Raw genomic sequence first — 23,938 nt, forward strand, 5'->3', positions numbered from 1 at the left:
ATTACAAATATGCATGAAAACTATGATAATAATACATTTGTATTTCGTTACTGTCAATGGTTATAATATAATTATTCGATTAATTGATTAAAAAATCGAACTATTATTTAACTTGCGAATAGAACAGAGGCCTATTTGTTCAATCGGAAACTGCAACATAGCTTAATGATAAAGTTAGGAGGAATACTGTTGAAAAGTGTAAATGAGAAGGATGTGTATTTAGAAATAAATGAAAGCGTTGCCAACATTGTGTTTAATCGACCCGAAAAAAGAAATGCCATAAATTATGATATGTGGCGTGCAATTCCCCATCTCATCGATCAATGCGAAAAAAATTCAGATGTAAAAGTTATCCTTTTTTCAAGTAATCATGAAGCGGCATTTTCTGCGGGAGCCGATATAAGTGAATTCAATGACTTAAGAAGTACGGTAGAAGGGGCGAAAAAATATACGGAACTGACATTAAAAGCAGAAAAGGCAATTATGGAGGTTCGTAAACCAACTATAGCCATGGTGAGCGGATATTGCGTTGGAGGTGGATGCGAAATAGCGCTGGCTTGTGACTTTCGTTTTTCAGATGAGAATGGAATGTTCGGTATCACACCAGCAAAACTGGGAATTGTTTATAGTACGCCCGGCACGAAGAATCTTGTTGATCTTGTAGGTCCATCAAAAACGAAGGATATATTATATACCGGACGTCTTTTGGAAGCAAAAGAGGCTTTGGAGATTGGATTGATTGACCGCATTTATCCTAAAAAGACTATTCGAACGGAAGTTTTAAAATATGCAAATGTAATTTGTAATAATGCAAGAATATCCATAGAAGGATCCAAACAAGTTGTACGTAATGTACTTCGTGGTGCGGACGAGGACTCGCAAGATATTATGGATTTAATGAACCAATCTTTTGTATCCAACGAGTATAAGGAAGGAGTCACTGCTTTTTTGGAGAAACGTAAACCATCTTTCAAATAATGGAAAACGCTGTGGTGATTGGCAAGGGAGGAGTAAGATATGGATCCAAATAACCAGAAAAACCCACTAATCATAAGGATTATTAATGGGGTGAGTGAAGTAAGTGGGTATATTAGTGCATTCTCCATTTTAATTTCAGCGATCATTATTACGATAACGGTATTATTGAGATACCTTTTCGATTATACAACAGTATGGCAGATGGAGCTTACGATTTACTTTCTAATGTTTGCAACCTTTGTAGGGGGAGCGTATGGATTAAAGCATGATGCCCATGTAGGGGTAGATGTGATTACTGAAAAGCTTCCGGTTAAGATGAAAAGTATGTTACGGATTATTACTTCATTAGGTGCCTTATTGGTTACGGTTATTCTAGTAATACAAGGATGGAGTATGTGGTACGAAGCACTTGAATTAGGTTGGAGGTCAAGTTCCGCTTGGGGGCCGCCGTTGTCCGTTTCTTATTTTATACTTCCATTGGGGATGACATTTATCAGTTTACAATTTTTAGTAATCATTTATGAAGAAATCGTAGTACTGTTTAAAAAGGAAAAATCTTAATACACATAATTGTAAGCGCTATATTTGAAAGGGGGAAGGAGATGGGTTCATTAACTTTAGGTGTGATCATTGCGATAGCTAGTTTAGCGATCATTTTAGCAGGTATGCCTATTGCCTTTGCATTAGGATTTGTAACTTTAGTATCAATGATATTATTTGTAGGTCCAACTCAATATGAAATGTTTGCAGAATACACATACGACGCTTTGCATGATTTTGCTTTATTAGCTATTCCATTGTTTATTTTTATGGGGGCCATATTTGCACGATCAAAAGCCAGTACTTCATTATTTGATGCTGCTTATAAATGGCTCGGTAAGTTACCTGGAGGTTTAGCTATCAGCAGTGTCATTGCATCTGCCATATTTTCAGCTATTTCAGGTTCAAGTCCTGCTACTGCCGCAGCGATTGGCAAAGCTGCTATACCGGAAATGAAGAAACGAAACTATTCGAATACAATTGCTACCGGTGCAGTTGTAGCGGGAGGTACATTAGGAATTCTCGTTCCTCCAAGTGTCGTATTAATTCTATATGGTATAGCAGTGGAAGTATCCATTGGGAAACTCTTTATTGCAGGTATCATTCCTGGATTGTTATTGACAACATTATTTAGTGTTTGGATATATATTGCAACAAAATTAGAAAATAGAGGCATTCAAGTTAGTTCAGCCGAGGGCGCTGAATATGTAAAGAATTTCTCTTGGACAGAGCGTTTTCGGTCATTATTCCAAATTATCCCTTTTATATTGTTATTAGTAGCTATTTTAGGAGCCCTTTATGCTGGTATTGCAACGCCAAGTGAGGGGGCTGCCATAGGTGCCATTTTAGCTTTACTGATGGTTATTGTTATTTATAGGTCTATGAATTGGAAAAAATTAATAGATATCCTTTTGACCTCTACAAGAGAAAGTACCATGGTATTAATGATTGTTGTTTTTTCGGCTTTGCTTGGTACATTGATGAGTTTTCTGTCTATTCCGCAGGACTTAGCTAATTTAATTATAGGTTTAGATATTTCCAAATGGATCGTTCTGGTTTTTATTAATTTATTTTTGTTGATGTTAGGATTATTCATTCCCCCGGCTGCGATCATCTTAATGACCGCGCCAATTCTATTACCTATTATAACAGGTTTGGGGTTTGATCCAATTTGGTTTGGAATTGTCATGACAATAAATATGGAAGCAGGTTTAATAACGCCGCCGGTCGGTTTGAATTTATTTGTTGTTAAAGGAATTGTGCCAGATATACCTACCGGTGATATTATTAAAGGTTCGTTACCTTATGTATTTTTACTCTTAATCGCTATTGCTTTATTTACCATATTCCCGGGAGTTGTTACTTGGCTACCAGATTTATTGATGTAAGTAAAAAAATTTCGCAGGAAACATGCAGTAAAGAGGAGGAGCGTATATGAAAATAATAAATAAATTTATTGGAACATTTGTTATATTGTTTAGCTTCGCTTTTCTTAGTGGATGTATTGAAACGAATGTAGATACGAGTGCGAATGATGATTCAGCTCGTCATCCGGATGCGGAAGTTAGTTTGAATTTAGCACATCAATGGGCCTCGCCAACAGATGGAGACGGGGACTATCGCTCATTATTAGCTGAAAGATTTGCAGAGGAAGTTTTTGAAAAGACAAATGGGGAAGTTGATATTCAGGTTTACCCTGCTAATTCATTGGTATCTCCAACGGATCAATTCAGTAGTTTGCAAAGTGGCTCTATCGATATGGCTATTTATCCTCCTTTCTATGACCTTGGGAAAGTAAATGAATTTAGCATTGGCCTCATGCCAGGTCTTATACAAACGTATGACCAAGCATGGGAATGGGATAACGCAGAAATTGGTAAGGCGTACGACCATTTATTAGAGAAGAATGGCTTAAAAAAGTTAGTCTCAGCTTGGGGGATTATGGGGATTGGTACCAAGGGAGATAATTCTGTTATTCATCCAGAGAATGTCAATGGATTAGTAATGAGAGGTGCCGGTAGAGAACCTGAAGAATTCATGGAAGAGCTTGGAGCAGGAATTACAAGCATGGATTCATCAGAACTTTATAGTGCTTTACAAACGAATGTCATTAATGGAACGTTAACTTCTTTTGACTCTTTCTTGTCCTATAGTTTATATGAAGTGTTAGATCATTTTAATTACACAGGTGAAAACGGATTTTTATATGCTTCTAACCCATTAGTCATTAGTGTGGATACATGGGAGAATAAATTAAATGAAGAGCAGCAAAAGGCATTGGAAGAGGTATCACAAGATTTACAAGGTTGGGTGAGAGAGTCGGCGGAAGAGGCAAATCAAGAGGTTGTTGATATATTTAATGATAATGGTGTGGAAGTTCATGTGATGAGTGAAGAAGAAGCAGAATTATGGTTTGATGCGTCCCAGAAAATTGTAGATGAATTCGCTAATTCATCAGAGGAGGCAGCACAGTTAGTAGAGTTGGCAAGGGAGATTCATGAATAATCAATTTTGACATGAAACGATTAGATGGTTTGGTTTATATTTTTTGGAGGTGTTGAATTTGAAACTATTGGAAGGATTGCGTGTTTTGGATTTCTCGCAAATTATGGCAGGTCCCTTTTGTACAATGACGTTAGCCGATATGGGGGCTGAAGTAGTAAAAGTTGAAAAAATAAATGGAGGCGATGATTCTAGACAGTATGGTCCACATATTGATGGAGAATCGGTCAGTTTCTTCCAATTGAACCGAAATAAAAAAAGTATGGCGCTTGATTTGAAATCGGAAGAAGGCAAAAAGATTGTTTATGAAATGATTACAGCGTTTGATATCGTTATAGAAAATTTCCGTCCGGGTGTAACCGAAAAATTAGGAATTGATTATAATACATTGATAAATTATAATCCTGCTTTAATATATTGTTCCATTTCAGGATTTGGACAAACGGGACCAAATGCAAAAAAAGGAGGATTCGATCTTGTAGCGCAAGGAATGAGTGGCATGATGAGCATGACGGGTGAACCTGGTGGACGCCCCATGAAATCAGGAATAGCTGTTTACGATATTGGAGCTGGGTTAACCGCTGCTTACTCCATTTTAGCCGCATACATCCATAAAATGAAGACAGGTGAAGGGCAGCATGTTGATGTCTCTCTTATAGAATGTGGGTTACCATGGTTTGCCTGGGAGGCAGCTGCTTATTTTGCCGATGGAAAAATTCCAGAACCAACAGGATGGCGTCATCGCGTATCCGCTCCATACCAAGCTTTTAAAACAAAGGATAAATACATCATGATCGGCGGTGCCAATCGTCGCACATGGGAGAGTCTGTGTAAAGATGTGCTAAATAAGCCGGAATTGATGGAAGATGATCGATTTATCGATAACACAAAACGAGTAGAGAACGTAACTGAACTGGAGGCGACTATTGAATCGATATTGATGGAAAAGACTAGTACGTACTGGGTGAAAAAATGTGAGCAACACGGAGTGCCTGCAGGACCGATTAATGATTTTGCAGAGGCACTGAATGATGAACATATTCTTGCCCGGGAAATGGTGCAAGAAATTGAACACCCAATTATGGGCTCCATGCGAACAATCATGTCTCCAACAAAGTTCTCACGCACCCCAATCTCGTTAGATACTGCATCGCCATTAATTGGTGAACATACAAATGAGGTTCTGAAAAGTTTTGGAATAGATAAGCAAGAGATAGATACCTTACGTGAAAAAGGTGTCGTAAAATGAATGATGTACAATCAGTCGATGATAAGGCGAAAAAATAACGAAATGAAAACATGCATGAAAAAGGAGTTGTTTTTGAAAATCCTGATAAATGAGGAAGAGAATCATGATGCCTCGTTAGCAATGAAGAAAATCGGTGTTTGATTCACAACACCGATTGCTTCATTATTTCAGGCATTTTGATTCGTTTGATAGACGACATGTGTCCGAAGTCTTCTATCATGAAGACAACACGCCTACTCTATCAAGGTAATCAAACTGGATAACCCGTTACCTTCTATTCGTCCAAGCCTCTGCAACGTTCAACAAGTCCCTGCCTGACTTATGATCGAATGACATCAATAATAGACCAGTGGACACGCATTGCAGGAATCCCCATTCCCAAATAGCTTGCTGGTCTACTCCTGTTAAGAGACTTAATTTTTCACATCGCTTTATGCCAGTTGTCAGGGGGTGGTGTTGATATTCTTCACGCCACTCACGCATTAGCACCCCTAAATCATAAGCTTTTTCATAAAAAGTACCATCTGGATCAATCAGTTTGAACTGATTATCGCTGGATAAATCTTGCAAAATATTTGCGTTATGGGCATCCCCATGAATCAGCACATGATTTTCCGGATTCTCGTTTGCTTGCCGTGATTGGAGAAAACGATAGGCCTGTTCAATTGTTTTTTTAGAACATGGTTGACCTACCGATTTCCAGGTAGTTTCGATAAATCCAGAAAACCATGAAAGAACCTCTTTGCCATTGTGTAATTCGGCATGATGGTAGGGAATAGGAATAGACCATGTTTTTTGTAAAGTCGAACAAATGATGGTTATCTGCTCGGAAATAGAGATACTAGTCTCTTTTAAAGGTTTACCAAGACGTTCTAACAGAGCGGCTTTTTTCTCATTATCATAAGCGAATAATGTTACATACCCATTACCGCCCACCAATTCTAAAGCCTTTATTGTCATGGAGAAATCAACTTGCCCGAGGCTATCAGGCATCTCTAGTTTCAGCACATACCTTTTTCCTTGTTTGTCGCTTGCGTTTGCTACAAAAGCAGTAGAACCGCCAAATAAGGATTGCCCAATCGCAATCTCCCACTGCTTTTCCATTTCGGAAATAATGTTATCCAGTTTCGCCAACCATTCTATTCCCGCTTCACCCGCGGCAGTGGCTCTACTTATAACAAGTGGTGGAATTTCTCTCATATCGCGTTCCTCAATGTAGAGAACAATATGCGGTAGAAAGCTTCTTTATCCACTGTTCTTGCGATGTCTACATGTCCATTTTGGTTTGGTGTAAAAGTTGTGGCACCCATTAATGGTTTTTCCCTTGTTTCAACTGTTACAAGTCCCTTTTCAAATTGACATATCTCCGGGTGGAAAATGGAAACGGCCACGCAAGGGTCATGTAAGGTTAATGAATGGGAGCTTTCTAACCAAGCATTGCCAAAGTCGAGAACGGCTTGGGTTAAGCGTGTGTTTGTTTGAAACAATGCACTGGCTCGCTCTGCATCAATCGTAAGCATCTCTGTAACCTCAAGAGGGATCGCTTTATGAACCTTCACGTTGGAGGCAAATACCATTTTGGAAGCCAGTGGATCTGCCCAAGCGTTCCAATTGTACCAAGGCTCAGGCAGTGGTTCATTGGCAAAATAGCCATTCATCACATAAAGGCCCTTTAGTAGTCCTGGCGCGTTTGGATAGTCGCGAAATAGTGTAGCAATATTGGTCATATTGCCAATACCGATGAGTATGATTTCGTGCGGGTGGTCTTTCAGCATCTGATACAGGAACGCCGGAGCGTCTGATTTGGTATAGTTGTCATGCGGCCAATTTGCTAATGCCGAAGCTCCGTCTGGCGTTGGATATACCGGCACAGGTTGGAGCGTTGTATCGAAACCTGCAATAATAGGAATTTCCCGATCCACGGTTTTACAGATCGCATCAGCAATCGCTGCTCGTTTTTCTGATTCTCCGCACACCGTTGTAATTCCCATTAAATCACATTGTGGTTCCATTAATAAATATGCCAAGCTTATTGCATCATCAATATCGCCGCCAATATCCGTATCAAGTAGTATCTTTTCCACGTCATCACCTCCTGTAAAATAGACGATTACTTATCCAAGACTGTTTTGCAAATTCCCATGCTGTATCTCCTTACCATGATTGTACCACACGTCAATACGAAATCATGTTAATCTATACTTGTTTAGCATATAACACTTCCTCCGTTTGTTTTTGTTCTCGATAAACGAAAACGACATGATTGAAGTTATAGGAATAGTGATAGTTGCCACTGCTTTCATTTTAAAGGACAGAAAAGATTTTCCACTTCTGTTATACTTGGTGAGTAGAAAATGATGAAAGTATTTGCTGATGGATAACTGGTTAAGATAAACGACTTCGTCCAGCTACCAGCGCCGAAAACGATGAGATAACACGAAAGTGCCATCCGATAAAGAAAACTTAGCGATTGCGGAGCCTAAGGCGTAATCAGAGCTAAAGCCGTACTTATACCCCGTGGGTGAGACGCTTACGCTGTAAAGCGTGATTTGTATTTTCTGCGTGCTAGGACATGCTGATCATTAACCGATAAGAAAAGGGGGAGAAGCACATTGATTGACGTTGACCATTTAAAGAAAAACTATAAATCCTTTCAGGCTGTCAAGAATAGCAATTTTCATGTGGAGCAAGGAGAAATTTTTGGCTTTCTTGGTCCAAATGGGGCAGGGAAAAGTACGACGATCAATATTTTGTCCACTATGCTCCCGCCAACAAGTGGGACGGTGACGATTAATGGATATGATGTCGTCCGAGAGCAGAACCGGGTACGGGAAAGTATCGGAATTATTTTTCAACAAAATACGTTGGATGAGAAGTTGACGGCTAAGGAAAATCTGATGTTACATTGCAAGTTCTATGGTGTCCCTCGCGCCAAGCGTAAATCCCGTATAGATGAGGTGCTGGCCATTGTGGATCTTCAGGAAAGCATCCATACATTAGTAGAGAAATTTTCCGGTGGTATGCAGCGACGGTTGGAAATCGCCCGCGGGCTGCTTCACTATCCGAAAGTGCTGTTTCTTGATGAACCGACAGTTGGGCTTGATCCGCAGACACGCGCTCATGTTTGGGAGTATATCTTGAAGCTGAAGGAAAAAGAAAATATCACCATGTTCTTAACAACGCATTATTTAGATGAAGCAGAAATCAGTGATCGCATTGCCATCATGGATCATGGAGAGATCATTGCGATTGATACGCCAAAACGATTAAAACAGCAACTTGGCGGTGATATAATTGAAATCACCACGAGTAACAATGAGGCAGCCATGAAAGAAATTAGGGAAACCTTTGATGTGGTGGATCTGTCGCTGAAGGGTGACGTGATTTACTGTAAGGTGGAAAATAGTGATGCGTTTGTTTCCGAGTTCATTAAAACACTGCAAACACCACTTACGGGATTAGATATTCGTAAACCTACTTTGAATGATGTGTTTCTGTCATTTACAGGCCGCGAGATCAGAGATTAACAGGAGGAATGACTGATGGAAGGAATTATAGCCATATGGCAGCGGGATGTTATTAAGTTTTTCAGAGATCGACCGCGGATGGTCGGCTCTTTTTCCATGCCGATTCTTTTTTTAGTGGTATTTGGCGTTGGGATGGGCGGTTCCATGGAATCACTAGTCCGTGCAGGAACGGATGCGGAGAATTTTAATTATACGGAATTTATCTTTCCGGGGATTGTGTCCATGACGCTTTTAATGACGTCCATTTTTTCATCGCTATCTATCATTCAGGATCGTGATTTCGGATACATGCGAGAAATACTCGTATCGCCAGTATCCCGGGTGAATATCGCAATTGGAAAAATGTTGGGATCCGCTTCTGTTGCATTTATGCAGGGGGTTATGATGTTTATATTGTTACCTGTACTCGGTATAGAGGTTGACCTGCTATCGTTTCTTCAGTTGCTTCCGGTCATGTTCATGATTGCCTGTGCGTTTGCGTCTCTCGGGCTTTTGGTTGCGAGTCTACTTAATTCTATGCAGGGATTTCAACTTGTGGTAAATATCTTGGTAATGCCGATGATTTTTTTATCCGGCGCATTGTTCCCGCTGAACAACATGCCCGGATGGGTTAGCTTCCTCGTCACACTGAACCCGGTTACTTACGGGGTGGACTTGATGAAACATATTATGATTGATGTGGAGAATTTAAGTACTGCAGTCCAACAGGAGATGGGCCTAAACCTTACCTTCTTCGGCCAGCCTGTCACCATGGCAGGTGAAGTCTTCTTTTTGCTGGGATTCACCGCCTTGCTGATCTTGCTGGCTACGCTTAGTTTCAGGCGCGCGAATCGTTAGGAAGTTCTTCTGCAAATGAACAAACGAGAGCGGTTGATGACAAGTACAAACTTATCATAACCGCAAAGGATGAAGTCATGTATCATGGGGTGTTCGAATGATTTACATTGGTGTAACAGGATGGGGAGACCATTACTCCCTATATTCTCCGCAAATGAAGGCGGGGGATAAGCTAAAAGAATACGGCAGTCATTTTCCGGTGGTGGAAGTGGATGCGTCATTTTATGCCGTGCAGCCGCTTCGCAATGCGACTAAATGGGTCAGGGAAACCCCGGAGAATTTCCGTTTTGTCGTCAAAGCCTACCAGGGAATGACCGGCCATCAGCGTGGGGATATTCCTTTTGAGACGAAAGAGGAGATGTTTACGGCTTTTAAGGAATCGCTAAAGGCCTATCAGGATGCCGGAAAACTAGCGATGGTGCTGTTTCAGTTCCCGCCCTGGTTTGATTGCAGGAAAGCGAATGTGAATTATTTAAGGTACTGCAAGAAAATGATGGGCGACACCCCGGTAGCGTTGGAATTCAGAAATCAGACCTGGTTCAGCAGTGCGTTTCGCGAGCGCACGCTTTCTTTCATGAAGGAGGAAGGCTGGATTCATGCTGTTTGTGATGAACCGCAAGCGGGGGATGGCTCGGTTCCGATTGTGCCGGAAGCTACAGATTCGAATATGACGTTGGTTCGCATGCATGGCCGGAATGTACATGGGTGGACGAAGCCGAATAGCGGCGATACGAATTGGCGGGAAGTCCGTTATTTGTATCAGTATAATAGGGAAGAACTACTGGAGTGGAAAGAGCGGATTTGGAAGCTGGCGAAATCATCCAAAGATGTTATTGTGCTGTTCAACAATAATTCCGGCGGAGATGCGGCCGGGAATGCCAAGGATTTTCAAGAGCTGCTCGGGATCGAATATGAAGGGCTTGCGCCGAGGCAGCTGGGTTTGTTTTGAGGTGCTGAATAATGCGAGCAGCGAGCCATGTGTAATCCTATCTAATTATTCCGTTAAGTCGCTAACTGCTAGGGATATGTAGCCTCGATCAAGCACATACATTCGTTTCTCCACTTCAACGAGAATTGCTCATTGGTTTCTCGTGTCCTTCGCTGGAGTGGTTCTCCCTGTATCGTCTGAGGAAAATAAAAACAGCGATTTGCATTTTATTTGTGTCAAATCGCTGTTCGCTTCTGAATAACGTATTATGAACGACGTATCGTAGCCAAACGCCCCCATCTAAAGTTTGAGTTTGATGCATGGGCTATCTTTGTTGTGTAACACATGTATTACTTATTGTCCTCCACTATTTTTTGTTAATAATTCTCTTTTATAAATAATGGGGAGTATAGCCATGAAAATGAAGGCTGCTATAATCAACGCTATATATTGCGTAATCTCTAACCCACTACTAAAGTTGTGTAGAATAGGATTAAACCATTCAAAAATATAGGAGAAAGCCCATATATCTGAAAATGCTCTGGCAATTGGCGGTAATCCAGCTACGCTTGAATACCCACCAGCTCCGAAAAAGGTAGCCATGAAAGTAACAATAACGATAGGCTGAAATACGCGATATCTTTTTAAGAAATGAGCGATAATAATCCCCAAGATGGCACAAATAATGAGGACAGGTATCATCCCGATAAACATGGTCCATAGATTCTCCGGCTCTAATCGAAAGGCAAACATACCAACAAGCATGGTGAACATTCCTGAGATAAATGCCATGAAAACGGATGTAAGAATAATGCCTACGCCACCCAAAAGATTATTTAAAGGCGTAAGAGACATTTCTTTCTGAGTTCGATTTTCGATATCAAAGGCAAATAAATTCGCTGCTGTGATCGTAGCTGTAAACATCAGCGCAAGCAAGACAGTGCTACCTGCAATAAAAGATTCTCTCCACACATCGTTTTCCTTTTCCGTAATTAGTTCCGATGTAGCTTGAAGCTCATTATGTTCTTCGAGCTGGTCTAATACAGTATGTTCCAGGCGCAATCGCACATTTTTCATCATGTCTGAATTAATATTAAATGTTTCGGTATAAACCGTTTGTGATTGCGGAAAGTCATCCGGAATCCGAATAAGCATTTGAAGTCTGCCTGCTTTAACAGCATCACTGGCTTGCTCATACCCCATTTCTCGGATAGAAAAATAAGGAGTAATGTTGGAATGTGCATTCTCTAACGTTTCCACAAAGTCTTGTGACTCCACACTGTCTGATTCATTTACCAGACCAACAGGCCAGTCATCTCCACCTGCACCCATGATAAGAGCTGTTAATATCATGACAACAACAGGCATGAGAAAAGGCGCTACAAGAAATTGTTTTTGTCGAAATAATATTTTCCTATTTCTTCTATTAACAGCAGCAATAGCATAATAGCCTGTTTTCCATTTCATATTGATTTCACCTCTTTCGAATTGTTCGCTTACTGCCCACTGGAAGCAAACAAATTATTTTTTAATTTCACAATGGAATCCCAGCTTAATAATAGGATCATTGTTGGTATGGTAATCATGCTTGTATAAAAGCTTGTCGTTGTTGTTAATGGGTTGGATGCGCTTGTTAGGATATGGTTTTTTCCAGTTACAAAGATAAATCGTATCGTATCCGTGATATAGGACATTGGTAAATAGCTGGATAGTCTCCAAACAAATGCAATCGGCCCCCCATAAGCAAAACCACGAATGGAAGATTCATTTCCGCACAGTAAATAAAGTGATATACCTATAACAGCGGATAAAGTGATCACTGGTAAGGATTTTTTAATGGTTACTCCTGTAAATGCTCCCAAAGAAGCACCGATTAGAAATAAGATAACCAGCCAGCCTATAACAGCTAGAGAAACATTTTCAATAGGGAAGTTTAATGTAAAAGCCATTAAAATCATGACTAAAATCGTAGTAACCGTTGTTAATAGGAAAGCAGTAAATGCTTTTGCTATTAATAATGGAGCAAACCCATTCGGTGATAATGAAATTTCTTTACTGGTTCGTTCTTCCCATTCTCTTGTTAACAAGGTGGCTGTATTAACCATCCCAGAATAAATGACGGCAAACATTAATAATCCAATAGATACATATAATTTCATCGAAATATCCGTTTCAAACGTCGAGGATGCTTCATGTATATCTATCAGATGTTCACTGTCTTCGTTTTCTTGAAATTGATGCAAGGCATGGGAAAGACGAAGTTGAAAGTTCTTTGTTGCGTCTGAATTCATATTATGAACATAGAGTTTCACATTGGGAGGCTCGCTTTGTTGTAATTGTTGATCAAAATCCTCCGGTATTTCGACTAAAGCCGGAGCCTCCCCATTCTGATACATGTGAAAAGCTTCATCTGGATCCAGTGTCCTGATTTCATAATAAGGGCCGTCCTCTATTTCCATTTCTTCCATAATTGTCGTTAACGCATTGCTTGCAGGATCATCCGAATGTTGAGCGATAACGATGGGATTCGTAGTTGACAATTGGGAAATAAGCGAATAGAGAAAAATAAAGACGATCGGAACAATGATACTCAAAATAAGCATACTAGGATTTCTGAAAGATGTTTTTAAATCTTTAAGCATCATTCCTTTGATTGCCGGAAACATACGATACACCTCCTAATTTCGTAATTCTCGTCCAGTAAAATGCAAGAATACATCATTTAATGTAGGTTCGTTCATTTCAAAACGAATCATTTTGTCATTTAAAAATTGGATTTGGTTCATCAGGGCAAAGATATTCTTTCTATCTTCAACCTGTACTTCTATCTCTGTTTTATGTTGCGTCAGTTTATAAGTGCCTTGAAGAACCTTTACCGCTTCTTTAGCCGTTTCTTGATCTTGGAAACCAAGCAAAAGGGCATTTCTATCCATTTCGTTTTTTAGACTTTTCGGTGTCCCAGAAATGATTTCTTTGCCATGGTCAATAATCATAATATGATCAGCAAGTGCTTCCGCTTCTTCCATGGAATTGGTTGTTAAGAAAACCGTTTTGCCTTCATTGGCTAACTCTCTAATTTGATTCCAAATCGCATTTCTGGATTGGACATCTACTCCCAATGTTGGTTCATCAAGCAATAATAATTTAGGAGATGTCATCAAAGACCTAGCAAGTGCCAGCCTCCGCTGCATTCCTCCGGAGTAAGTTCCTACGCGGTCATTTTGCCTTTTCTCTAATCCTACTAGGTTTAACGCATGTTGCATGCTCACGTGCCAATCCTTTTTGGGCAGACCATAATATTGTGCATGGAATAGTAAGTTTTCCTTTGCAGTTAAATCGTTATATAGAGCTGTTTCCTGGGGTACGACAGATAGAAGGCTGCGTACTTTTTTCATATCTTTGACCGGATCTAATTGCATCACTTTTATGTTTCCATCTGTCGGTCTGTTTAACCCATTAATCATGTTGATTGTCGTTGTCTTCCCAGATCCATTTGGCCCTAATAATGTAAAGACCGTTCCAGCCTCGACTTCAATATTTAAATGTTTTAATGCAAAAAACTTTTCTCCTGAACGTTTGGTATAAGATTTATTTAAATCGTGAATGGAAATTGTTTTCATAGTCCTTCCCTCCTAAGAAAATACGGGATAAGCAATCATGTTAAAGCTTAGCCTCTATATTGTTAACGTAACAACATGTTGTTGTCTTTATTGTAAGTCGGGTATAATCGAAGTACAACCGAATAATTATTGCGATATGTTGTTTAACAAACAGGAAGAATCAATGTGTATATGAACAATGAGATAACCAACAAAAGAGGAGGAAATGTCTGATGGAAAAATCCAACGACTTACGGGTAATTAAGACGAAGCAGTTTTTAAAAGAGGCGTTATTAGTACTTCTTAAAAAAATGGATTTTGAGGAAATTACAATTATGAAATTAACAACGCAAGCACAAATCAATCGCTCAACGTTCTACGCACATTTTTATGATAAATATGATTTATTGGAGAAGACCATAAACGAGGAATTATTATCTTTCGTAGAAGAAGTTGCTCCAAAGAGTGAAGAGGAATTAACCTTAGCGCATATACCGAATCCCTTTTATGTAAGAGCAACTAAATATATTTATCAACATGGGGAATTTTTTCAGGTAATGATGGGAGAGAATGGTATTTCGTCCTTCCAACAGCGATTGTTGAAAATTATAGAGAAGTATATGTTGGATTACTTAGAGAAACTTCATCCTCGTCCTGATAAAATGGAAATCCCTAAGGAGCTGTTCGTTTATTATGTGGCACATGGGTATGTAGGTGCTATTTCTTATTGGTTGGAGAATGACATGCCGTATTCACCGGAATACATGGCAGAGAAACTCTCACTGATGACGATAAAAGGTTCTTTTCATGCTGCCGGGTTAAAGTGATGCTTACTATTGGACTATAAGAAGGTTGATTCAAGATGTAGGTAACGAGTTTTACATGGGACATAGAAGGAGCCCCCTTCGTAGGCACAATACCAAAAAGTGGGCTCTTTTCATGGTTTAGTGGCATACCTGAGGGTATGAGGTGAAGCTATAATAGGGTATTCCGAACTATTCTTCTTTCATCGCATCCGCTTTTGTTGCTTCCGCTGTACCGTGCGGATGATGCGGTGGTGCATATATAGAATAGAGTTTTAATGGAGTGTTCCCTGTATTAATAACATTATGCCATGTACCTGCAGGAACCATAATGGCCGAATCGTCGGATACATTTCTTTCAAAATTCAGGTTATCCTTACTTTCTCCCATTCTTACAATTCCCTGTCCTTGCTCTATTCGTAAGAATTGGTCCGTATCCGGATGTATTTCTATACCAATATCATCCCCAATATTAATACACATCAATGTAACTTGTAGATATTTTCCTGTCCATATAGCAGTACGATACGTAGTATTTATTTTTGCTGCCTCATGAATATTTAAAACAAATGGTTGTGGACCGTAATCGCTTATTCTATAGGCATCGTTGTTTTCATTTTGTTGAAAAGGCTCTAATTGGAGCCTATTTCCTTGGTCAGCTGGATGCATTATAAAGTGATACGGCGCATAGGGGTAATAGTATGGTGGAGGATAAACCCAGTACATTTTCTTCATTCCCTTCATAATAATAATCAACATTATTATATGTGTAACACATAGGGAAGTTACCTAACTGGTAAAAAAACGAAATCATCGGGAACATTGTAATGTTTTATTTTAAATATGGTAAGATTGAAGCCAAAAGTTTTTCTAAATGATTTGCCTGCTCTGCATACATTTTCTTTGCTTGCTGGTTTTCCGTTTCTAACGCGAAGGATTCTAAGTCCGCTTGTATCTTTTTTAAACTGGATCCGAGTAAAGCCCTTTCCTCAACCGTTAATAATTTATTCTTTTCTTCGTATAAATCGACATATAATTCTCCACGGGAATCAATTTGTGCCATAAAGACATCTTGAATTTCATTAGCACCTTGTTTTTGCACTTCACCCAATAACCATTCAGCTGTATATCCTAGCTTTTCAATGCTTTTTTCCATGATGGTACCATCCATAATCAAAATGTTTGGGCCATGTTCTTGTTCAACTGGAATGCCTAACATTTTTGCATGAACAGGCTGTTTGTCTGTTTTTAGCATGACACTTAAACCGCCATTTGTTTCAAGAACAGCCATTTCTACGTCAGATACTTTGAAAACGTTCTGTTCTCTTAGTAGCAACATTAATTCATTTAAATTCAGAAGGTTTTTCTTCATATTCCCTTCCAATACTTCCCCATTTTTTATTAAGGTAGTCGGCTTTCCATCTGCTAGTTTAGAAAAAGCATTTGATTTCATACCCAAATAAGCCAATAATATAGGAAATAATCCCCAAATAAATAAAGACATGATTCCGTTTAAAGCTTTTACATTCTGATCAACAGACATCGTTGCAGCAATGGAACCAATCGTTATTCCTACACAATAATCAAAAAAAGTAAGTTGTGAGATTTGTTTTTTTCCCATGATTCTTGCCATTAAAAACAACAATAAGAAAGCTATGATCGAACGTAATAATATTACAACCAGTTCAGGCATAATGTCTTTCCACCTTTTGCAAGTAGTATTTTTATTATTATGGGACAAAATAGGCATATAAATTCATTCCGAGGAGGAAGAACAAGTGAGGGAAGGAATAATTTTATTATGTTTCCTATTTTTTCTAACTGCTTGTACAAACCAAATTGGAGGTGAAGCATTTTTTCATCATATTAACGAATTTGAAAAAGGGTTAGATCAACCGAATTGGGAAGAGCTATCCGCTCAAGCAAATGAATTGAAGGAAATGTATGAGAAGGATAAGTGGAAAATACAACTAATTGGGGATGAAGGAGAATATGAAGATTTATATGAAAGTATAAATAATATCATTGCTACAGTGAAAGAAAGGGACACGTTAAGCACAAGAATTGAAATAGCTACGACCAGAACCATACTCGAAGATATATATTCCCTATAAATCAGTAAGTTTTCCATTATTCCATGTACGTTCAATGATATTCGTTATGGTTAAGATACTTTTATGGATTATAAAGAAAAGGGGATATCCCTATGCGAAAATCTTCTTTTCCTATTCGGTAATCGCCTTGTTATTCTAATACTGAAAAACATCATTTCATTTCATTTTGCTTTACTTCGTACGGTTAAGTATATCAACGAGTACTTTTTCAAATCCATTTTTCGCTAGTTCGTTAAATAGCCCATTCAATTCATTTTCGGATATATTCATGTGATTATCTCTCCACAGCATCCAAGTATGGATAGAGCCGGAAATCAGAAATTCCACGATATACTCCAGTTTAACCTGCGCTTTTTCATCCAGATTTTTTACTTGCTTCATAACTCTATCCCTGGCCTCTTTTTTATATTCGTATATAAAGTCCGGATCTCCTTTCGGGCCGAGTAGTACCATGATTCTTTCATTCATATCTTCTCCATAGGACTGCTCCATTTCGTAACGAGCCTGCTCCTTCTCCTTTTCGGAAAAATGATTCAGATCATTTTTCTGGAATCTTTGCAGAATGGTTGAGATTAATTCTTCTGATGGCACGAATTCCTGTTTAATTTCATGGAGTATGTCGTACACATCATTGTAGTAATTGTAGAATGTACCTCTATTGTATCCTGCATGATTTGTAATTTCTTTGATCGAAATTTTATTGATCGGTTTTTCTTTATAAATGGACCAAAATGCTTCTTTCAAATTAAATTTCGTTTGCTCTTTAACGCCCAAAATAAAAATCCTCCTTTTGATTTTCAACAAATGAAGTCCAATTGTGCATTGTTAAATGCGTTCCATCTCCTTATAATAAATATTACAACACGTTGTTGAAATTTTAAAGTATCAATAAAAATTTCATAGAGGAGTTTTGCAAGTGAAGAATTTATCGAACTTTTCGATCAAGCGACCAAAATTCACGATCGTTGTGATGCTTGTCCTTTTAATTCTTGGAGCAGTCTCATTGACCAGACTGCCAATTCAAATGATGCCGGAGATTGAACCACCTGTTGCAGTTGTTGCAACAAGTTATCCTGGAGCGGGACCGGAAGAAGTGTTGGATAATGTGACGGAACCTCTTGAAGAGGACCTTTCTACCGTTACCGGGTTACAGAATATTTCTTCCCAATCACAGGAAGCTTCATCTTTGGTCTTTTTAGAATTTGATTATGATATGACCATCGATGAAGTGGAAAACGAGATAACCCGTACCATTTCTTCTGCCGATTTACCGGATCAGGCAGAGGATCCGAGCTTTATCGAATTTGATATTTCCATGATGCCAAGTATACAAATGGCAGCTACATCGACAAATGGGGATACGGTGGAATTTGAAAATCAAATTAATGATTTAGCAAATGAACTGGAATCCATTCAAGGTGTCGCATCCATTAATATTAATGGCTTGATGGATCGGGAAGTGGCGGTGGAATTAGATACAGATGCACTGGGAGACTATAATCTGTCACAATCGGATATTGCCGGAATGATAGAGGCAAATAATATCTCTATGCCGATCAATACGATTGAGGATACAGAGCAAGGGTATAATATTTCCACACGTACAACGAATGAATTGGAAGGGTTAGATGAACTACGTGATCTCGTATTGCTCGATATACCTGACGAAGAAGTGACATTGGATGACGTGGCCGATGTATCTATCTCGGAAGATAACGGTGGTGTGATTACCCGCTTCAACGAGGAAGATGCTGTTCAACTTGAAATGATGTTAGCAGATGGTGCGAATGCGTCCTCTGTAAATGCTGCATTTAATGAAGAACTGGATACTTTATTGGAAGACGATGAATATGAACAGCTATCCGTCAGCACCCTTTATGATGAAGGGGAGTATATCGATATGGCGATTGATAGTATCTATGTTTCCCTTATCAGCGGTGCGGTATTGGCGATGTTTGTGCTGTTTGCGTTTTTAAGAAATTTGAAAGCGCCGTTGATTATCGGGCTGTCCATTCCATTTTCCGTTATTACCACCTTTGCTTTGTTGTTCTTCACAAACATCAGTATCAATATGATGACATTAGGTGGTTTAGCACTTGGAATCGGGATGCTGCTGGATAATTCGATCGTTGTTATTGAAAACATTTATCGACATCTGTCCATGGGTAAAGCCCCTAAGCAAGCAGCAAGAGAAGGAACGAGGGAAGTATTTACAGCAATACTCGCATCAACCTTAACGACAGCTTCTGTTTTCTTACCGGTTGTATTTGTTACCGGCTTAGTGGGACAGTTATTTACGCCATTGGCCATAACAGTTGTATTCAGTCTGCTGGCATCCTTGTTTGTAGCAGTAACCGTTGTGCCAATGTTGGCAAGCCGTATTTTGACAGAGCCGAAAAATATGGATGAAACGAAGCGGAAGCAAAAAGGGTATATGAAGCGTTTGAGAAGCGCCACCGCATGGACGCTAAGACATAGAGCATCTGTATTAGTTACTGCAGTTGTCTTATTTGCTGCTGGAGCTGTTGGCTTGACAGTGCAGGGAATGGAGTTCATGCCGGAACAGGATGAAGGCTTTCTAACAGTAGAAGTTGAGAAGGAACAGGGAACCTTGCTGGAAGATACGTTAGCAACCGTGGAAGATATTGAAGCGGAATTGGATAATCATAATGAAGTCGATGCTTATCTAAGCACAACCGGTTCTTCTGGTATGATGTCTTTTGCGGATGAAAGCAATACGGCAACGGTGAGCGTACAATTAACAGATGCAAGTGACCGGAATATCACAACTTCTGAGTTTATCAATGAAGTAGAAGATGATATTCAAGAAACCGATGCTTCTGCAGAGATTGACGTTGTTCCGATGTCACAGGCCAGTGCCGGAGAGCCAAATACGATTGTACTGAATCTTTCAGACGATGATGAAGAACGACTGGACGAAGCAGAAACCGATGTTATCGATGCATTGGAAGAGGAAGTGGACATTAATAGTGTAACATCCAGCAATGAAGGAACGGTGGAAGAATTACAGGTAGTCGTTGATCGTGCAGAGGCGCGGGATAATGGACTGCAGCCAGCACAGGTTGGAGAAGCTTTATATGAAGCAACAAATGGTGTCGAAGCTTCTACGATAGAGGAAACTGGCGGCTTTACTACCATTAATGTGAAATATCCTGCTGATGTCTTGGAAAGCGAAGCAGCGTTTGAAAATATTTCTATTCCAAATGATGAAGGCGACTATGTGGATTTAGGGGATATTGCTTCCCTGGAAGAAGGGGAATCACCTACGCTTATTAATAGAGATGAGATGGCAGATACAAGAGAATTAACCATTTCCTATAGCGACAGCCTTTCTCTGAATGAAGCGAGTCAGCTAATTGAAGAAGATGTGGATGATCTTGATCTGCATGAAGATACGGAGCACGCTATGGGCGGAGATATGGAAATGCTCAATGATGCCATCCCGCAATTAATATTGGCGATTGCGCTTGGAATTGTGTTTATCTACCTTGTCATGGTTGCTCAATTTGAATCATTTAAAGCACCATTTGCAGTTATTATGACGATTCCATTAGCATTTATTGGTATTGCCTTGTCCTTGTTGATTACCAATAACCCACTGAGTGTGATAGCGATGGTAGGTATCATTCTGCTTATCGGAATTGTTGTCAACAATGCAATCTTGATCGTGGACTATATCCAGCAGCAGAAGGAAAAGGGAATGTCTGCGTATGAGGCGATTGAGGTCAGTGTTCAAGACAGATTCAGACCGATACTCATTACAGCTGTTACCACCATTTTAGGGATGTTTCCTTTAACCCTGGAAATTGGAGAAGGGATGGAAGGAATTGCACCGATGGGTATTGTTGTCATTGGCGGACTGACAGCAAGTACGTTCCTAACATTGTTTGTCATTCCAATTATCTACAGCTTTATTGATCCGGAAACAAGAAAAATGAATAAAAAATATATGACGCCGGATGGAGAAATTATTACACAGCGTCAAGTTGATGAGAAAAAGAAACAGGAAGAAGATGCATTAGATAATAATGATCAAGATGGCGCATATAACTATCTTGAAGAAAAACAACCAGATGAAGATTCGGATGATAAATCTTAACCTTGAATAAAGGCATGTAAAAGAATAATCCAAACTTATTCAACTAAGAATAAGTTTGGATTTTCTTTCGTGCACGCGTAAGCTCCTCCATATCGAGCTTCATAATTCAATATTATTATCTGCCCTATATCTTTTTTCCAATTCTGATTAGCATAGTCCATTTTCTAAATGGATTTCTATATTTTTTAAATCGTAATGATTCCTATTTACATTTCTACTCTTGTCGTATATAATACTAAACAAATCGTAACGATTACGATTTATAAATTATATGTATAGGAGAGGGAAGGACAAATGAAGAGATTGCTAATTAGTTTACTAAGCTTATTGTTGCTAAGTTTCTATTTAACAGCATGTCAAGCGACAGAAAGCGAGCAAGTTGAAACAGAGGAAGGTGGAGAAGAAGTACATACAGATGAGGAGCATGATCATCAAGAAGATAGCGAATCACGTATGGAAGCACCGGAAGATATAGAAATCGAAGGAGTTGCTGATCATTATCATACCGGAGATACGATTGAGCTAACTGCCACATTAGATGAGGATTCCCAGTTTGATCATTGGCACTGGTACAGTAGAGAAGGCAAAAATGGGGAATGGGAAGTTGTTTCCGGACAAGAGACAGAAACATTTACTGATGAAGCAACCGTTGATGGTTTAGAAATTAAAGCTGTCTTATTCGATAATGACCACGAGCCAAGCGTCCAATCCGAGCCTGTGGAAGTTGTCATTGATGACCATCATGGTGATGATGAAGAAAGTCAACAAATATATGAAGGTTATTTTGAAGATAGTCAAGTTGAAGATCGGGAGTTGTCTGATTGGGAAGGGGATTGGCAATCGGTTTATCCATACCTTTTATCCGGAGATTTAGACGAAGTGTTTGAAACCAAAGCAGAAGATGGAGAGATGACTGAAGAGGAATACAAGGAGTATTATACGACTGGATATGAAACAGATCTTGATCGCATTATTATTGAGGATGAAAAAGTAACATTTATCGAAAATGACAATGAATATTCGGGAACGTATGCATCAGATGGCTACGAAATTCTTGATTATGAAGCAGGTAATCGAGGGGTGCGATTTATATTTGAATTCGTTGATGGATCCGATGAAATGCCCCAATATATTCAATTTAGTGATCATAATATTTTTCCGACGGAATCCTATCATTTCCACTTATATTGGGGAGATGATCGTGAGGAGCTTTTAGAGGAAGTTACGAATTGGCCAACGTATTATCCTTCCGATTTAGATGAAGAGGGTATCGTACGTGATTTGTTAGCACATTAATGATGGATGTGGGGGTAACTTGGTCGTCAAATGTTAAGAAAAAGAACACGTCAAAGGAGTAAGATAGAATGGCTAAAAAATCCAAAATCGCAAAAGAGAAAAAGCGACAGCAAATGGTTGCACAATATGCGGCATTACGAAGAGAACTAAAGGCAAAAGGGGATTATGAGGCACTTCGTAAATTGCCGCGTGATGCTTCGCCAACACGTTTAAAAAATCGTTGTGCAATTACAGGTAGACCACGCGGATATTTACGGAAATTCAACATGTCACGTATTGCCTTTAGGGAATATGCGCATAAAGGACAAATTCCCGGTGTGAAAAAAGCAAGCTGGTAAGAGGTGCAGTAGGGGCATGGCAGCTTATGTTGTCTCTATATTCATTTTACAATAAAAGACAGGAAGGAAAACAAATATTTCCGCCAGCGTTTGGCGGAACGTTGTTTTCCTGTGATGGATAAGGAGGAAAAGCATTGTCACAAGAGACACCGATTCCGGTAACGATCTTAACTGGTTTTTTAGGCGCTGGTAAAACTACATTGTTAAATAACTTGTTGTATGATATGTCAGATGAGAAGGTTGCTGTCATCATCAATGAGTTTGGTGATACATCCATTGATGGTCAGCTAGTGATACCAACAAAAGAAGAAATCATTGAAATAAACAGCGGCTGTATTTGCTGTAATGTGCGCGGTGATTTAATCCACTTATTAAATAATTTAATGAAGCAGGAAGAGAAAATGGACAGGGTTGTCATTGAGACAACAGGTATGGCAAACCCAGCTCCGGTTATTCAAACTTTTCTGATGGATGAGCAAACCGCAGATGCCTTTGAAATTGACAGTGTCATTACGATGGTAGACGCGAAACATATACGGCAACATCTAAAGGAAGAAGAACCGGGGAAGCAGATTGCTTTTGCTGATATTTTGCTTTTAAATAAGTTGGATTTGATTACGGGAGATGAAAAAAGCCAGCTGCAAAAACAGTTGATGCATATGAATCCCAATGCTAAGCAGTTTTATACTACTTATGGAAACGTAGACACCAAAGATGTAATAGGGAAGAAACCCTTTGATTTAGACAATGCATTAAACATGGATCCCAATCTATTAACAGAAACACATCATCATCACAATCATCAAGTGACATCTTTTGTATTCCAGGAAGATCGTCCACTCGATTTAGAAAAAGTGAATCAGTGGTTTGCCTATCTAGTCCGTGTAAAAGGAGAAAATCTATATCGTTACAAGGGTGTACTTTCTATTAAACAGTTTCATAAAAAAGTTGTGTTTCAAGGGGTACACATGCTATTTGCAGGTACAGAAGGCGATGCATGGATGAAGGATGAAAAAAGACAGAGCGAGGTTGTTTTTATTGGAAAGCATCTTGACCATCAAGAATTGGAAAGGGGCTTTCAATATTGCCTTGCTTAATTTTTGTATT

General features: G+C 39.3%; 22 protein-coding genes. 14 read left to right on the plus strand and 8 right to left on the minus strand.

The features are described from left to right. Positions 1–189: 189 nt before the first annotated feature. From KFZ56_RS05625 to KFZ56_RS05645, 5 genes are read left to right on the plus strand one after another with little or no spacing between them, the layout of a single operon-like run. The gene (locus KFZ56_RS05625; RefSeq protein ID WP_255584859.1) at positions 190–978 is read left to right on the plus strand and encodes an enoyl-CoA hydratase-related protein; all 789 of its coding nucleotides are present in this window, start codon (positions 190–192) and stop codon (positions 976–978) included. A gap of 39 nt (positions 979–1,017) precedes the next feature. Beyond that, positions 1,018–1,539 carry a TRAP transporter small permease subunit gene (locus KFZ56_RS05630; protein WP_222640821.1) on the plus strand — a complete coding sequence of 174 codons (522 nt, stop codon included), beginning with the start codon at positions 1,018–1,020 and terminating at the stop codon, positions 1,537–1,539. A 41-nt stretch (positions 1,540–1,580) separates the two neighbouring features. Then, on the plus strand, positions 1,581–2,906 hold the full coding sequence (locus KFZ56_RS05635) for a TRAP transporter large permease (RefSeq protein ID WP_222640822.1): 1,326 nt from the start codon (positions 1,581–1,583) through the stop codon (positions 2,904–2,906). Between the two features lie 46 nt (positions 2,907–2,952). Then, complete coding sequence (gene dctP, locus KFZ56_RS05640) at positions 2,953–4,023, plus strand: TRAP transporter substrate-binding protein DctP (protein WP_222640823.1); 1,071 nt, start codon at positions 2,953–2,955, stop codon at positions 4,021–4,023. Positions 4,024–4,072: 49 nt separating this feature from the next. Further along, positions 4,073–5,269: a CaiB/BaiF CoA transferase family protein gene (locus KFZ56_RS05645; RefSeq protein WP_446053751.1), complete on the plus strand. Its 1,197-nt coding sequence runs from the start codon at positions 4,073–4,075 to the stop codon at positions 5,267–5,269. Between the two features lie 267 nt (positions 5,270–5,536). Here KFZ56_RS05645 and KFZ56_RS05650 read toward each other — a convergent pair whose 3' ends face one another. Both KFZ56_RS05650 and KFZ56_RS05655 read right to left on the minus strand, forming a co-directional pair. Then, the gene (locus KFZ56_RS05650) at positions 5,537–6,469 is read right to left on the minus strand and encodes an aminoglycoside phosphotransferase family protein (protein WP_222640825.1); all 933 of its coding nucleotides are present in this window, start codon (positions 6,467–6,469) and stop codon (positions 5,537–5,539) included. Next, on the minus strand, positions 6,466–7,353 hold the full coding sequence (locus tag KFZ56_RS05655; RefSeq protein WP_222640826.1) for a nucleoside hydrolase: 888 nt from the start codon (positions 7,351–7,353) through the stop codon (positions 6,466–6,468). Before KFZ56_RS05655 ends, KFZ56_RS05650 begins: the two co-directional genes overlap by 4 nt. 528 nt (positions 7,354–7,881) lie before the next feature. Here KFZ56_RS05655 and KFZ56_RS05660 point away from each other — a divergent pair. The 3 genes from KFZ56_RS05660 (at position 7,882) to KFZ56_RS05670 (ending at position 10,582) form a co-directional block, all read left to right on the plus strand. Further along, the gene (locus tag KFZ56_RS05660; protein WP_222640828.1) at positions 7,882–8,796 is read left to right on the plus strand and encodes an ATP-binding cassette domain-containing protein; all 915 of its coding nucleotides are present in this window, start codon (positions 7,882–7,884) and stop codon (positions 8,794–8,796) included. A 15-nt stretch (positions 8,797–8,811) separates the two neighbouring features. Continuing rightward, a complete protein-coding gene (locus KFZ56_RS05665) occupies positions 8,812–9,633 on the plus strand; it encodes an ABC transporter permease (RefSeq protein ID WP_222640830.1) in 822 nt (273 codons plus the stop codon). Between the two features lie 97 nt (positions 9,634–9,730). Further along, positions 9,731–10,582: a DUF72 domain-containing protein gene (locus tag KFZ56_RS05670; protein ID WP_222640832.1), complete on the plus strand. Its 852-nt coding sequence runs from the start codon at positions 9,731–9,733 to the stop codon at positions 10,580–10,582. A gap of 333 nt (positions 10,583–10,915) precedes the next feature. Here the strand turns inward: KFZ56_RS05670 and KFZ56_RS05675 are convergent, their stop codons facing one another. From KFZ56_RS05675 to KFZ56_RS05685, 3 genes are read right to left on the minus strand one after another with little or no spacing between them, the layout of a single operon-like run. Next, a complete protein-coding gene (locus KFZ56_RS05675; RefSeq protein ID WP_222640834.1) occupies positions 10,916–12,028 on the minus strand; it encodes an ABC transporter permease in 1,113 nt (370 codons plus the stop codon). Between the two features lie 29 nt (positions 12,029–12,057). Continuing rightward, positions 12,058–13,227 (minus strand): ABC transporter permease, encoded by a 1,170-nt coding sequence (locus KFZ56_RS05680; RefSeq protein ID WP_222640836.1) that lies wholly within the window; start codon positions 13,225–13,227, stop codon positions 12,058–12,060. 12 nt (positions 13,228–13,239) lie between these two features. Next, a complete protein-coding gene (locus KFZ56_RS05685; RefSeq protein WP_222640838.1) occupies positions 13,240–14,181 on the minus strand; it encodes an ABC transporter ATP-binding protein in 942 nt (313 codons plus the stop codon). 212 nt (positions 14,182–14,393) lie between these two features. On the opposite strand from KFZ56_RS05685, the gene KFZ56_RS05690 reads away from it, so the two are divergent. Then, the gene (locus KFZ56_RS05690; RefSeq protein ID WP_222640839.1) at positions 14,394–14,987 is read left to right on the plus strand and encodes a TetR/AcrR family transcriptional regulator; all 594 of its coding nucleotides are present in this window, start codon (positions 14,394–14,396) and stop codon (positions 14,985–14,987) included. Between the two features lie 168 nt (positions 14,988–15,155). On the opposite strand, the gene KFZ56_RS05695 is transcribed toward KFZ56_RS05690, so the two are convergent. Both KFZ56_RS05695 and KFZ56_RS05700 read right to left on the minus strand, forming a co-directional pair. Then, positions 15,156–15,689 carry a cupin domain-containing protein gene (locus KFZ56_RS05695; protein ID WP_222640840.1) on the minus strand — a complete coding sequence of 178 codons (534 nt, stop codon included), beginning with the start codon at positions 15,687–15,689 and terminating at the stop codon, positions 15,156–15,158. 106 nt (positions 15,690–15,795) lie between these two features. After that, positions 15,796–16,656: a DUF421 domain-containing protein gene (locus KFZ56_RS05700; RefSeq protein WP_222640841.1), complete on the minus strand. Its 861-nt coding sequence runs from the start codon at positions 16,654–16,656 to the stop codon at positions 15,796–15,798. Positions 16,657–16,741: 85 nt separating this feature from the next. On the opposite strand from KFZ56_RS05700, the gene KFZ56_RS05705 reads away from it, so the two are divergent. After that, positions 16,742–17,077: a hypothetical protein gene (locus KFZ56_RS05705; protein WP_222640842.1), complete on the plus strand. Its 336-nt coding sequence runs from the start codon at positions 16,742–16,744 to the stop codon at positions 17,075–17,077. 171 nt (positions 17,078–17,248) lie between these two features. Here the strand turns inward: KFZ56_RS05705 and KFZ56_RS05710 are convergent, their stop codons facing one another. Beyond that, complete coding sequence (locus tag KFZ56_RS05710; RefSeq protein ID WP_222640843.1) at positions 17,249–17,851, minus strand: TetR/AcrR family transcriptional regulator; 603 nt, start codon at positions 17,849–17,851, stop codon at positions 17,249–17,251. A gap of 142 nt (positions 17,852–17,993) precedes the next feature. Between KFZ56_RS05710 and KFZ56_RS05715 the strand changes: the two genes are divergently transcribed. From KFZ56_RS05715 to KFZ56_RS05730, 4 genes are all read left to right on the plus strand, one after another. Continuing rightward, positions 17,994–21,197: an efflux RND transporter permease subunit gene (locus KFZ56_RS05715; protein ID WP_309228257.1), complete on the plus strand. Its 3,204-nt coding sequence runs from the start codon at positions 17,994–17,996 to the stop codon at positions 21,195–21,197. Positions 21,198–21,491: 294 nt separating this feature from the next. Further along, positions 21,492–22,493: a metal-binding protein ZinT gene (locus KFZ56_RS05720; RefSeq protein ID WP_222640844.1), complete on the plus strand. Its 1,002-nt coding sequence runs from the start codon at positions 21,492–21,494 to the stop codon at positions 22,491–22,493. Between the two features lie 68 nt (positions 22,494–22,561). Then, the gene (rpsN, locus tag KFZ56_RS05725; RefSeq protein ID WP_222640845.1) at positions 22,562–22,831 is read left to right on the plus strand and encodes a 30S ribosomal protein S14; all 270 of its coding nucleotides are present in this window, start codon (positions 22,562–22,564) and stop codon (positions 22,829–22,831) included. A gap of 134 nt (positions 22,832–22,965) precedes the next feature. Next, complete coding sequence (locus KFZ56_RS05730) at positions 22,966–23,928, plus strand: CobW family GTP-binding protein (protein ID WP_222640847.1); 963 nt, start codon at positions 22,966–22,968, stop codon at positions 23,926–23,928. Positions 23,929–23,938: the final 10 nt, after the last annotated feature.

The organism is Virgibacillus sp. NKC19-3 (assembly GCF_019837165.1).
Classification (GTDB): Bacteria; Bacillota; Bacilli; order Bacillales; family Amphibacillaceae; genus Virgibacillus_L; species Virgibacillus_L saliphilus.